This window comes from Bacteroides sp. RCH18, assembly GCF_058231005.1.
Genome location: NZ_JBIPTC010000002.1, coordinates 1,822,147 through 1,835,033 on the forward strand (window position 1 = coordinate 1,822,147; position 12,887 = coordinate 1,835,033).

Annotated in this window: 13 protein-coding genes; 5 read left to right on the forward strand and 8 right to left on the reverse strand. The window is 44.9% G+C overall.

Annotated features, from left to right (window positions below; all coding sequences use genetic code 11):
• Nucleotides 1-111: 111 nt before the first annotated feature.
• The 4 genes from ACHLI0_RS22365 to ACHLI0_RS22380 form a co-directional block, all read right to left on the reverse strand.
• Nucleotides 112-588, reverse strand: coding sequence for a copper resistance protein NlpE (locus ACHLI0_RS22365; RefSeq protein WP_008760465.1), 477 nt, complete (start codon nt 586-588; stop codon nt 112-114).
• A 61-nt stretch (nt 589-649) separates the two neighbouring features.
• Nucleotides 650-1,939: a hemolysin family protein gene (locus ACHLI0_RS22370; RefSeq protein ID WP_022470179.1), complete on the reverse strand. Its 1,290-nt coding sequence runs from the start codon at nt 1,937-1,939 to the stop codon at nt 650-652.
• A 218-nt stretch (nt 1,940-2,157) separates the two neighbouring features.
• Nucleotides 2,158-2,943 carry a M48 family metallopeptidase gene (locus ACHLI0_RS22375; RefSeq protein WP_055217311.1) on the reverse strand — a complete coding sequence of 262 codons (786 nt, stop codon included), beginning with the start codon at nt 2,941-2,943 and terminating at the stop codon, nt 2,158-2,160.
• Between the two features lie 40 nt (nt 2,944-2,983).
• The gene (locus ACHLI0_RS22380; protein WP_490750071.1) at nt 2,984-5,362 is read right to left on the reverse strand and encodes a TonB-dependent receptor; all 2,379 of its coding nucleotides are present in this window, start codon (nt 5,360-5,362) and stop codon (nt 2,984-2,986) included.
• A gap of 97 nt (nt 5,363-5,459) precedes the next feature.
• On the opposite strand from ACHLI0_RS22380, the gene ACHLI0_RS22385 reads away from it, so the two are divergent.
• Nucleotides 5,460-5,894: a putative signal transducing protein gene (locus ACHLI0_RS22385; RefSeq protein WP_055217540.1), complete on the forward strand. Its 435-nt coding sequence runs from the start codon at nt 5,460-5,462 to the stop codon at nt 5,892-5,894.
• A 26-nt stretch (nt 5,895-5,920) separates the two neighbouring features.
• Entirely contained in the window at nt 5,921-6,739 is an 819-nt protein-coding gene (locus tag ACHLI0_RS22390) for an alpha/beta hydrolase (RefSeq protein WP_008766725.1), read from the forward strand.
• 364 nt (nt 6,740-7,103) lie between these two features.
• On the opposite strand, the gene ACHLI0_RS22395 is transcribed toward ACHLI0_RS22390, so the two are convergent.
• Nucleotides 7,104-7,979: a DUF4595 domain-containing protein gene (locus ACHLI0_RS22395; RefSeq protein WP_490750072.1), complete on the reverse strand. Its 876-nt coding sequence runs from the start codon at nt 7,977-7,979 to the stop codon at nt 7,104-7,106.
• Between the two features lie 6 nt (nt 7,980-7,985).
• On the reverse strand, nt 7,986-9,440 hold the full coding sequence (locus ACHLI0_RS22400; RefSeq protein ID WP_008760472.1) for a S41 family peptidase: 1,455 nt from the start codon (nt 9,438-9,440) through the stop codon (nt 7,986-7,988).
• Nucleotides 9,441-9,769: 329 nt separating this feature from the next.
• On the opposite strand from ACHLI0_RS22400, the gene mnmA reads away from it, so the two are divergent.
• From mnmA to ACHLI0_RS22415, 3 genes are all read left to right on the forward strand, one after another.
• Nucleotides 9,770-10,837: a tRNA 2-thiouridine(34) synthase MnmA gene (gene mnmA / locus ACHLI0_RS22405; protein WP_490750185.1), complete on the forward strand. Its 1,068-nt coding sequence runs from the start codon at nt 9,770-9,772 to the stop codon at nt 10,835-10,837.
• A gap of 89 nt (nt 10,838-10,926) precedes the next feature.
• Nucleotides 10,927-11,181: a hypothetical protein gene (locus ACHLI0_RS22410; RefSeq protein ID WP_055217315.1), complete on the forward strand. Its 255-nt coding sequence runs from the start codon at nt 10,927-10,929 to the stop codon at nt 11,179-11,181.
• The gene (locus tag ACHLI0_RS22415) at nt 11,171-11,512 is read left to right on the forward strand and encodes a type II toxin-antitoxin system RelE/ParE family toxin (protein WP_055217316.1); all 342 of its coding nucleotides are present in this window, start codon (nt 11,171-11,173) and stop codon (nt 11,510-11,512) included. Before ACHLI0_RS22410 ends, ACHLI0_RS22415 begins: the two co-directional genes overlap by 11 nt.
• A gap of 4 nt (nt 11,513-11,516) precedes the next feature.
• Here ACHLI0_RS22415 and ACHLI0_RS22420 read toward each other — a convergent pair whose 3' ends face one another.
• Entirely contained in the window at nt 11,517-12,179 is a 663-nt protein-coding gene (locus tag ACHLI0_RS22420; RefSeq protein WP_008760474.1) for a response regulator transcription factor, read from the reverse strand.
• Between the two features lie 85 nt (nt 12,180-12,264).
• Nucleotides 12,265-12,855 (reverse strand): DUF4251 domain-containing protein, encoded by a 591-nt coding sequence (locus ACHLI0_RS22425; RefSeq protein ID WP_008766721.1) that lies wholly within the window; start codon nt 12,853-12,855, stop codon nt 12,265-12,267.
• Between the last annotated feature and the right edge of the window lie 32 nt (nt 12,856-12,887).

Here is a 12,887-nt window from a genome sequence, read left to right on the forward strand (position 1 = left end):
TTCCCTTTTAACGAAATCATCCTCGCCACAGATAATCGTAGCGAGGATGATATTTAATTTATGAGGGTTTCAACACATCCTCTTTCTTTTTACTGGTTAGGGTTTAGGTTATTATTTCTTTACCTTGATGATGTCATAATTCAGATCGCTGACAGCTTCCTGCAGGCTATCGTTTACCAGACGCAGGGTAGTGTCATTAACAATCACAAAATACATTGGAGCCTCACCATCATTCGGAGTTAACTTAACAGCTTTGGTAGGTTTTTTGTTCACTACTTTTTGGATAGTCTGTTGTTTTCCTTTAGAAGAGAAGGTTTTGTTCTTACCCTGACCTTCTGCATCGAGGTAAGTCATATCCAGTGTATACGTGGTATCTACACCGTCAGTTGCAGCGTTCAGGGTCAATACGTAGTCGATACCCGGACCGTCGGCAGCAGGGAGTGTACCTTCATAAACTTCGGTCACTTCTGTGATCGGAGCCATTTCTATAGAAAGACTGTCTGCTTCTGCCTCTGCGGCTTTGTTGGCTTTTGACTGGCAAGATGCCAAAGCAGCTACGACTGCTGCTAACATAATTACTTTTTTCATCGTTAAGTGCTTTAAGTTAATATAAATATAGTGAGCTTACTGCTCGGGTTATTCTTTTTCTTTATTCTTCTTCGTCCCGTTTGATGACCAGCAGTTTGTCTACCCGTCCGCGGTCCATATCTACTACTTCGAATTGCAGGTTCTTGTAGGTGAAGATATCTCCGGCTTTCGGGATACCGCCCAGCAGGAACATAGCCAATCCTCCGAGGGTCGTGAAGTCTTCGTCCTCCAGGTCTTCATAAGATAAGATTCCCATCTCTTCCATAAAGTCCTTGATGTTCATCGAGGCTTCCACCAGCATCGAACCATCCTGTCTTCTGACGATATCTTCCTCTTCCGTATCGTCCTCTTCAAGGATGTCTCCGAAGATGCTTTCGGTAAGGTCGTGCAGGGTAATGATACCTTCTGTACTACCATACTCGTTAACAACAACTCCGAACTTGTTTTTGTTCTTCTTGAACAGCTCTAAAATTTTATTTGCATATAAACTTTCGGGGATAAACAGAGCCGGACGGGCTATTTCACGCAGATTGAACTCCTTTTTGTTGCCCACCATCAGAATAATATCCTTTACGGATACCACACCGATAATCTCATCTTTCCGCTCGTCCACCAACAGATATTTGCTGTAGTGCTCTTCTTCGATTGTCTTCATCACCTTGTCTTTCGTGTCATCGGGATGGAAGATGACAAGGTCTCTGCGGTGTGTCATCAGTTCATTGGCACGTTTGTCCGAGAAACGGAACACATCACGCAGCATTTCCGTCTCTTCTTTGTCGATCACTCCCTGTTCGGAGCTTTGGTGGAGAATCATTTTGATTTCTTCCTGTGTCATCGGGCGTTCTTCGTTCTTTACGCCGATGATTCTGTTCAGCAGGCGGGTGGAGATACTGAGCAGCCAGACGAACGGATAGGATACTTTCGTCAATAAAATCATAATCGGACTGAACAAGGTTGCGTATCGTTCCGGATTACTGAGGGCAATGGATTTGGGAACCAGCTCTCCGATGATAAGAGAGAGATAGGTGATGATTACCACAGTGGTGATCATGGCCAGATTACGTGCATAGGCTTCCGCTCCCGGTATGAGGGAGAAGAGCGGAACAAGGTCGTCTGCGATAGCGACACCACCATAGGCACCGGATACGATACCGATCAGGGTGATACCGATTTGAATAGTGGACAAGAACTTTTCGGGTTCTTCCAGTTGTTTCAGTACTCCACGTGCAGATTTGTTGCCTTTTCCGGCGAGAGTTTCGAGACGTGCTTTGCTGGAAGATACCAGCGCAATTTCGTACATGGCAAAGATACCATTCAATACGAGTAAGAGAAGTATGATAAGAAATTCCATAAATGGATTTAAATGATTACTGCCGTGAAATTACATGAAATCACGACATCATGCAAATATGTGCTGTATATTAATGATTTTTTAATAAACAATTGGTGCGGAATGGTAATGTATTCTTTGAGATGAGGGGTGCTTAAGAACAAAAGAACATATTCCGGGATTGCAAAGTGGATGCTCTCGGAATATGTTCTTTTATTTTCTATGTTCTTGAATCTTTCTTATTGCTTATATTTATCAGCCAGTTCTTTAGCGCGGGCTACACGTTTGGCTGTGTCGGGGTGTGAAGAAAACATTCTCTGCATGTAGGAAGATGCGGGAGCTCCGTTGGACAATTCGAGAAGTTTATTCAATGATTTGTACATGCCATAGGGGTCGATGTTGTTTTTTACGCAGAACTCTACACCGTAGGCATCCGCTTCGTACTCTTGTTTTTGTGAGTATTGTGCGCCGGCAAGTGCTTCTGCCATAGCTCCCAGTTCAGAGTCAGTCAGTTTGGCGACCTGGCTGCTAGCTGCTCCTGCCGCATTCTTTACGGCCGAGCGGAGATAGGCATTCTTCATTGCGTCTTTAGAGTCGGTATGGATGACGTGACCGATTTCATGACCGATTACTGCCATTACTTCTTCGTCAGTCATGACGTCCATCAGTCCGGCACAGATACGTACGCTGCCGTCGCCACAGGCGAAAGCGTTTACGTCCACTACTTCATATACGCCAAAGTTTACCTGCATGCCTTCTACCTCTTTGATGTTTCCGGTCAGTCTTTCCAGACGTTTTCCATATTCGCTGTCCGGTTTGGTCAGTGGGTTATGCTTGTCCATCCATTCCATGTATTCTTTACTCATGGCAGCGATGTCAGCATCCGATAAGGTGATTGCTTGTACGGCATCCTTGCCTGCTTGAAGAGCTTTGCCAATGTTGATTTTCTTTCCGAATTGTGCTGAAGCGTTAAAACAACTCATGCCCAAAAACAGCAGGGCTACTAATGCAATTTGTTTTTTCATCATAGTGAATTTTTAGTTTGTTATTATATAATATATAGTGTTAGTATTCAAACGTGATTCCCAAAGTCGGCAGCAGTGTACCGCTTTCTTGCTTGAGGGACTTCATGACATACCGTTGTTCGGCTATCGGTGCGTCCGGATTCTTGATTACTCCGGTGCTCATTAATACATCTGCCTGTTTCAGCTTGCTGCCCGCTATATTCTGCAGATCGATGTAGAAACCCAGCATACAGCGCTTCAGATAGAATGTTTTGTCTATGCGGATATCTACCTGAGTAAAGGCCGAAAGCCGTTCTTCATTGTATCGGGTATAGTCGTAATACGGTTTTCCCTGTGCATTCCAGGCTGTTACCAGAGATGACTTTTCGGCATCATAAGGAGTATAGGGGGCACCGCCTATACAGCTGACTTTCATTCCGACACTCCAGTGCCGGGGGAGATTGTAAGTTCCCCGCAAGTTGAAAATAAAGCGGTTGTCCCATGCGGAAGCGATGTATTCGCTTTCCTTATCAGTACGATATTCGCTTTTAAAGAGCGTGAAAGATGAGGCGAGATTCAGTTTCTTGGCGATCAGCCATTTAAGGAGAAGCTCTGCTCCGTAAGACCGTCCCTGTGCGGTGGAGGTAAGCAGTTCGTTACCAATCACGCCATAATCGTTTCCTTTGCAGGTCAACGGAATGCCGTCGGCTATGGAAAGAGGAATTTTGTCATAGTCTTTATAGAATCCTTCAATGGATACTTCGAAGGTATCGCCCTTTCTCCAGTTCAGTCCTACGCTACCCTGGCTGACTTGCATATAGTGGAGCGCATACTTGTTGGCATAGAGTCCGTTATTGTTTTTAAAGCCGAGAGCGGTGTAGGGAGGCAGTTGATAATAGAGTCCTGCGTTTCCGCTCAGCGACCAGTGCTCCGTCAGTTGATAGGAGAGCGACAGGCGGGGAGAAAGCTGGTCGGACAGGTCTTTCATGGCTGCCGAGTAGTTGTTGGCATCGGCACGCAGTCCCAGAGAAGCCGTAAAACGCTCGTCTATGGAGGTGTAATTGACCGTTCCGAAAAGTCCCCAGCGCATAATGCCCAGATAGGTATGGTAGTCGAACGTCTGCGCATGGTCGGTATATACCTTCTGAAAGGTGGTGTTGCTATACTGGCTATAGTCCAGACTGGTTCCGACAGTGACTTTCCAGTTGCGGAAAGACGAACTGTTCTCAAGACGGAGCTGAGTATTTTGTTCTGTAGAGCGGAGGCGGAGCATCAGATGATCCGGATCGCTTTCGTCGTTCTGCTGATATTTGGTGTTCCGGTTGTTCAGATAACTGTGGCTGGCAACGACCGACTGCACGTGTGCCCCCGCATAGTGCCGGTATACGGCACCTAGAGTGAACGTCTCCTGCTGAATCTTAGGCAGGTAACTGAGGATGTATTCGTTGTCTTCATCGTCGGCTTTGGTGTTTAGTTTCATCTTATCAATGCCGCCCAGCCCTAGTACGGTCAATTCATTCCGGGCGTCAAACCTTGTTTTCAGCTTGAACTGCGCATCCGTAAAAGTCGGCAGAAAGGGCAGGCCGAGCATATCAAACAGGAATTGCAGGTAGGACTGACGGACGGAAACCAGATAGGAAGTCTTCTTGCCCAAATGTCCGTTGGAGGCAAGGGAGACTTCGGAAGCTCCGAGAGTAGCTTTCAGGGAATTGCGTTCCATGTCCCCGTCGCGCAATTTGAAGTCGAGCACGGAACTGAGCGCATTTCCTTTGTCTGTCGGGAAGGCTCCGGTATAGAAGTTCACTTCCCGTATCAGGTCGGCATTAAGGATACCTACCGGACCGCCCGATGCTCCCTGTGTGCTGAAATGGTTGATATTGGGGATCTCTACTCCGTCCAGATAAAAGCGGTTTTCGGAAGGCGATCCACCGCGTACGATCAGGTCGTTACGGTATCCTATCGGTGAGAAGGCAACTCCCGGATAAGACTGTACGATGCGTGAGATGTCCCGGTTGGCTCCCGGACTCTTTTCTATTTCCTGCAATCCGATGATGCGCAGGCTGACCGGACTTTCAATGTCCCGACGGAAAGGGGAGGCGGTGACGGTCACTCCTTCCAGTTCCGTCTGATTCTCTTCCATCTCTATCTGTATATGTAGGTCCCTGGTCGAAAGTATGTATTCGGGGGTAGTGACGGTTTTGTATCCGATAGCAGACGCTTGCAGGCGATAGATGCCGGGCGGAACTTGTCCGATTGAAAACTTCCCTTCGGCATTTGTCACTCCGCCTTTATTGAGTCCGACAATCATTACATTGATAAATTCCAACGGCTGACGGCTGGATTTATCAATGACTGTTCCCTTCACTTGGTGGACAGGCTGTGCCAGAAGGAAGGATATGGTTATGTTGCAAAACAGCAGAAGCGACAGTAGTCTTTTCATGTTATTTGTAGTTTAGCGACTGCAAAGTTAATGGAAAATAGTTTCACATTTCAATTTTATGTTCTATTTTTGTGGGAATAATAAAATCTGGTTAAGTATGAAAACCGTAAAATTGATTACCTGTAATGACGCGATGAAGGCGCATATCCTTCAAGGAGCGCTGGAGAATGAGGGCATTGAATCTATTCTGCATAATGAGAACTTTTCTACTTTGTATAAAAGTTGCGTGAGCAGTATTGCGGGAGTGGATATTCTGGTGGCGGATGAAGATTATGAGAAAGCCGTTCAGGTGCTGAGGCAGAACCAAAGCTGGCCCGAAGAACTGACGCTCTGTCCTTATTGCGGTTCGTCCGATATTAAATTCGTATTGAGAAAAGGACACAAACTACGTGCCGTTGGTGCGGCTGTACTTTCCATGCTGGCAGCGGCGCCTCCGGGGGACAATCATTGGGAATATACTTGCCAGCAGTGTCATCAGACTTTTGAGACACCTGTCGCCAAATTTCAACCTTCGGGAGAAGACGAAGAATGATTGGATCTAAACATATTATAAACACAATGAAAAAGAAAAAACTTCTATTAATCGCTCTTTTGTTAGTTGGGGCAGCGTCTTCTTTTGCTGCCAAAGTAGATACGTTATTAGTGAAAAGTCCTTCCATGAACAAGGACATCAAGGTAGTAGTAGTCACTCCGGATGCGGCATTGGGAAAGAAAGCTACGGCGTGTCCTACTGTTTATCTCTTGCATGGCTTTGGCGGTCATGCCAAGACGTGGATTGAGATTAAACCCAATCTGCCTCAGATTGCGGATGAGAAAGGAATCATATTTGTTTGCCCGGACGGAAGTACCAGCTGGTATTGGGACAGTCCGAAAGACCCGTCTTTTCGATATGAAACTTTTGTCTCATCGGAACTGGTGAAGTATATAGACGGACATTACAAGACAATTACCGACCGCAAGGGGCGTGCCATTACCGGTCTGAGTATGGGCGGACATGGTGGTCTGTGGACTGCTATCCGTCATAAAGATACCTTTGGCGCTTGTGGAAGTACAAGTGGAGGTGTAGACATTCGTCCGTTCCCGAAGAACTGGGATATGGCAAAACGCTTGGGGGACTATGAATCCAACAAGGAAATATGGGACACGCATACTGTAATCAATCAGATTGATAAGATTCAGAACGGGGATTTAGCGATTATCTTTGATTGTGGCGAGGCTGACTTCTTCATTCAAGTGAATAAGGATTTGCACAACCGCTTATTGGAAAAGAAGATCGATCATGATTTTATCACCCGTCCCGGAGGACATACCGGAGAATACTGGAATAACGCTATCGATTACCAGATTTTGTTCTTTGATAAATTCTTCAGGAAATAAAACCGGAAAAGCTTGACTTTTGCATCCGGATGTCGTATCTTTGGAGACATAATCATATAGTAGATTGAAATTAAACTACGGTAGAAGGAGGAAGTGAAAACTTTCTCCTTTTTTTGTGTACTACTTGGTGAGGAACTGTTCAGATCGGCGCTGGGAGTGATTCAGCTCGGTGCTTATTGAAATTTAGAAGGTATGTCGGGAAGAATTAGAAGGTATGTTAAGGCAAATTACATACTATGTTAAGTGTAATCAGATGCTTTGTTAGGTGAAAACGGAGGCTTTGTTTCGATAAACAGGCTTTTATGTAGCGGAAAAGGCCAGTCGGAGTTAAGAATCTATAATTCTGCTCTTGACAAGAATCGGGTTATTCAATCGTAATTGAGATCGTGCGATTCAGATAAGATGTACTCTTACCATTGCTATATTTAGTACTGATCTTTAGACTGACAGGTTTCTTGTTTTTATCAAAGTTGTAGGTATATTCGGTTCTTTCGGTGTATGTGTCACTCGACTCATTGGGGCAGGACGCGGTAGTAAGGTGCTGAGTCGGTTTGCCAAGCATGCCGGCAAACAAGGCTTCACGATGGAAGGAGAGAGGATAAGTATCTGCCACCAGCATGCAGGGGAGGCGATAATAATTGATGTCTTCTCCCGCTTCATAATTAGTCTGAAGCTTTCCGTAACCGGTGGATGATTCATAGGGCAGTGAAGGAGAGATGGTGGAAATTAAATCGCCCTTGTCATACTGTAGAGAAAGAGTGTGCGAGACAACTGCATCGCTGCTTCCTTCCCGGGGCATAATCTTCTCATTTACTTGTGTCAGATAGCCGTCCGTATATGAAAAGGTATATTGTCTCTTCTGGTCGAGAGAAGCATATTCGCATTGCGTGGCGTATCCTTCTTTGTTTAGGGTGTATTTACGCTCAGTCCCTATTTCGTCTGTGAAAGTAACACTGCTTCTGTTGCTTCCGTATTGGATGGTAAGCGGATGGCTGATGATCTCTGTTAAGTCCGCTATCGAAACCTCTTGCGTGTAGGTATAACCGGTCAGCCAGGCATCTTCGTAGTGAAACTCTTCCTTTTTAGTAACATCAGATACCCCGGCTCCATCGGACTTGCAAAATTCGGAGAACAGCATCTTGCTTATTTCCGGGTCAGGAACTTCTGTGCCTGCTTTTTCTTCATCATCCGAACAACCGAACATTACTATCGCACACAACAGAAGGGCTATCTTTTTCATACTTGTTTATTTAATCCGTAACCCTCCGGCAAATCTTCTGCTGGCAGGACTGCTGACACTTTTTTCTATCTTAATACTCTTGGTACTTCGAGTTTCTTCTTCTTTGTCTTCGTCTTTCGGCGGATAGGTTCCCTCCAATGTCTGGATGGCTATGCTTAGCATTCTTTCTTTAGGATTGCCGAAAGGGAGGAACTGGCTGTAATCAGTAGTCCCGTTAATAGACGTTTCGCTTATTTTGAATTTATCGCTGGGAACAAGCACGAATGCGTCTTCGCCCGCATCATGGTCGGAGTTGTAAACGGTGCATACCACCGGATTGACAGACCAGCGGTAGGTTTCATTGATGAATTGCTCTGTAGCCACTGTTTGTCCCTTGCTTGCGCTACCCATGACAATAATGTTAGGAGCCTGATCCTCTTTGTATAGGCTGGTCAGTAGCATTTCTGCTGCTCCGGCTGTTGTTCCGCTGGTGATTGCTACCAAAGTGTTTTGATTCAGATTGACACCGGTCTTCAGCACCTCCTGATCGAAATTGATGGTCGCGTCTTTGTCCAAGTTCTTGTCGTTATATTCCAGATAAGCCATCGGAGTGCCCATTCTTGCATTTGGCACAAGGATGGTGGCAAGTAACTGAACACAGTCCAGCGATCCTCCTTCGTTATAGCGAAGGTCAAGGATAGTGGCTTGTACGTTGGCTTCCTGAAATATCGTTGAGACTTTACGTAATTCATTATTATACTTCTCCGGATCGTCATTGGTTCCGGCGGTGAAGCTGTTGTACATCAGATAGCCGACTTTAGCACCATTGTCTAAAGTCAGAATTTCGTATTTATGTACCGGTTGGTCTTCTATAGACTGGGCGGCTCCCAAATCCAGCGTGACACCGTTCGGTACTACTTTATACACCATAACCGGTTCTTCCGGTACTTCTTCCCCTTCTTCGGGCTCTTCCTCGACTTCTTTCCATACCCCCATCGAAAGTTCTCTTGCTATTGTACCTTGCAGTAGTTGCGTTTCATACTTCTTGCTGATATAGGAAGTGTCTACTTTCATAATCCAGTCACCGCGTTGGAGTCCGGCTTTTTCGGCGGGTGATTCGGGGATAACATAAGTAATCAAGGCATTGTATGCCGTATCGTTATCCTGACTCTTGACGAGCGAGTAGTCGAATCCATAGGTTGGCAACGGAGCTTCCAGAACAGAATCTACAAAAGAGTAGCTGTCTTTGTCCCATTTTGCTTTGGATAAGAAGGTGGCAGGGTCCTGAAACAGGTTTACTTCATCGTAGCCAGGCATATATTGATACCACAGATAATTCTGTTGCATGATATCATACATCCATGTATCCAGTTCAGTCAAGTGGGCATATTCCGGCCAGCGGTCCACACCACACGAAAAGAAGCTGCTGACAGATACGACGATCAGGGCAGGTATAAGTAGTATTTTACGTAAATTCGTCATCTTAAAAAGCTTTTCAGTGTGCAAATGTAGGAAATACTTTGCTTATCTACCACATTTATGGTATAAAAATGCCTTCAATATGTGATAGGCTGTTAGCAAATCCCGCCTTATCTTTGCAACATCGAAAATGATCAATAGGTATTCATATAAATAGAGAGAGAATAATTAGAATCCAAAGAGAGTGATATAGAGTAAATGATTTTTGGATGGACCGTAACCTGACTTTGATAAAGATTTAATGAAACAGATTTGCTGATGTGCTAATTTGTCGGTGATTAATACATTGGCATCTTAGCACAACTTTTGTTGTTTAACGAATAATTATGATGATGAATATAGCTGCATTATTGTCCGGAGGTGTCGATAGCTCTGTTGTCGTTCACCTTCTTTGTGAGCAAGGATACAAACCGACTCTTTTCTATATCAAAATAGGTATGGACGGGGCGGAGTATATGGATTGTTCGGCCGAAGAAGATATTGAAATGTCCACTGCCATTGCCCGTAAGTATGGTTTGTCCTTGGAAGTCGTGGACTTGCATAAGGAATACTGGGAGAATGTGGCCGCCTACGCGATTGATAAAATAAGGAAAGGACTGACGCCGAATCCGGATGTGATGTGTAACAAACTCATCAAGTTCGGCTGTTTTGAACAGCAGGTCGGAAAAGATTTCGATTTTACGGCGACGGGGCATTACGCCACCACCATCCGGCAGGACGGCAAGACGTGGCTTGGAACAGCCAAAGACCCTGTTAAAGACCAGACGGATTTCTTGGCCCAGATAGACTACCTGCAAGTTTCCAAACTGATGTTTCCTATCGGCGGACTGATGAAGCAAGAGGTACGCGAAATCGCAAGCAGGGCAGGATTGCCCAGTGCCCGAAGAAAGGACAGTCAGGGAATTTGCTTTTTGGGAAAGATTAACTATAATGATTTCGTGCGTCGTTTCCTGGGAGAGCGGGAAGGGGCGATTATAGAACTGGAAACCGGAAAGAAAGTGGGCACGCATCGCGGCTACTGGTTCCATACGATCGGACAGCGGAAAGGACTTGGGTTGAGTGGCGGTCCCTGGTTTGTGATCAAGAAGGATATTGAGGAAAATATCATCTATGTCTCTCACGGATATGGAGTCGAAACGCAGTTTGGCAGTGAGTTCCGTATCAATGATTTCCACTTTATTACGGAGAATCCGTGGAAAGATACCGGAAAGGAGATAGATATTACGTTCAAGATTCGTCACACTCCCGAATTTACGAAAGGAAAGCTGGTACAGGAAGAGGGCGGTCAGTTCCGTATCTTATCTTCTGAGAAGTTGCAGGGCATTGCTCCCGGTCAGTTCGGGGTGATTTATGATGAAGAAGCGGGGATATGTGTAGGAAGTGGTGAGATACTCTGTTAAATACTTCTTTTTGAAGAGGGAAGATTATACAAACAGGAATATTTTCATTACTTTTGTTTCGTAGAATATTAAAATGGAGGAGGATTGATATGACAACGATGGAATTGAAAAGTCTGAAAATGGACTTGGTTGAGGAACTCCTGAGTTTGAATGACAAAGAGATGCTCAATCGGGTGAAAAACTATTTGAAGCGCCTGAAGAAAGAGGAAGCTGAAAAAGAGGAAGAGACAATCAGTAAAGAAGAAATTCTTGCCGGGATTGCCGCAGGGTTGAAAGAAGTAAAACTTTCAAAGGATGGTAAACTAAAACAAAAGACCGCAAGAGAATTCCTTAATGAATTATGAAATAATAGTTAAGCCAACATTTCAGCGGGAAGCGAAACGAATGGCAAAGCACTATGTGTCTTTTAAAGAAGACTTTGCTGCATTGGTTGATGAATTGGAACAGAACCCCCTGTTAGGAACAGACTTAGGACATGGCTTACGTAAAATACGGATGAAAATATCCTCAAAGGGAAAAGGCAAAAGTGGCGGGGCGAGAGTCATTACTTTTTTATTGCATGTTTCAGAAGAAGATGCTGTATTGAATATGCTTTTTATTTATGATAAGGCTGAACGTGCGTCTATTTCATCGAAAGAAATAGAACAATTATTGAAGCAGAATGCCTTGAAATAGATGATCAAATATAGTATTCCGCTAAATCCACAATCCCTGCACGCATCGCGTACTTGGTAGCTTCGTGCACATTGTTGACTCCCAGCTTCCGGAAGATATTCTTTCGGTGGCTGTTGATTGTATGAAAGCTGAGGTTCTTTTCTGCCGCTATTTCTTTTGTCGTCTTCCCCAGTGCAATTTCTTTGAGGATATTCTTTTCTGTCTGCGTCAGCAGATGATCATCCACCGTTGCAGGGGATGCGGCGGAAGAAGCCGTTCCCGAAAGCAGCAGATTGCTGACATGATTGCAGATATACCGTTGTTTGCGTGAAGCGCATTGCAGGGCGGACATGATTTCCTCTTTCGAGTTATCTTTCATGACTACTCCGAAAGCCATGCTGCTGAATAATACCTGACGGAGAAAATTGATACTTAACTCATCGGAGAACAGAATCCAGTCGGCCTCTTTAAACCGCTCCTGCAGGACAATCAGTTCGTCCGCTCCGGCAAAATCGAATAAGGTATAATCCAGAATAACCACCGCTTGCGGATACAGGCGCAGCTGCTGAATCAGTTCGGCCTTGTTGTCAGCCTCTAAAAGAACGGATACATCCTTTTGCCGGCTTAGCAGAAACATCATTCCTGCCTTACTGATATCCTGGTTGTCTGCGATGATATATTCCCTCATAATGATCAATTAAAAAAACTCCGCTACAAATGTACGCATTTTGCGCGATTTGTAGCGGAGTTATTTTTATATTCTTCTGTTCGGATTACCAGGCACGTCCTTTGAAGATGTTTGACTGATCCAGTGGGACGATATTACCGTTCAATGTCAGGTTGTTGTTATTGAAGTTCGGGCTGATAGATACCGAAGCATTGTTGTTACCGCTGCTCATATTAATAAATACCTGAGCTGAGATACCGATGCCCTGTACACTGAATGAACAGTTTACATTTCCTTTCTTATCGATATTCATCTTCATGTCCGAAGAGTTACCGTCTACAGTCACACCACCGATACCGTTAGGGCCGGGATAAGGAGTGTTGAAAGCTGTCTGTACAGTGGCTCTGTTTCCGTTCATCAGGACGAAGTTAGTGTTGGAAGTCACGAAGGAACTCATACCGTTACGGAAGATCACCTGATTGGCTTCCAGAACAAACTGTTTGTTCTTCAAAGCCTGTACAGCCTGCTGGTAAGCTGCCATGTCCTGTACCTGTTCTTCTGCGCGAAGTTTTGCTCTTTCTGCGTCTCTTTCTGCTTTTCTGTCTGCGCGGCGGATGGCTGCGTTACTTTCCTGTGCATACATCATTGTGCTCGCACTTACTAAAACTAATGCTAATAATGCAATAAACTTTTTCATAACTTTTTTTTGTTTAGGTTTAATACGTTGTT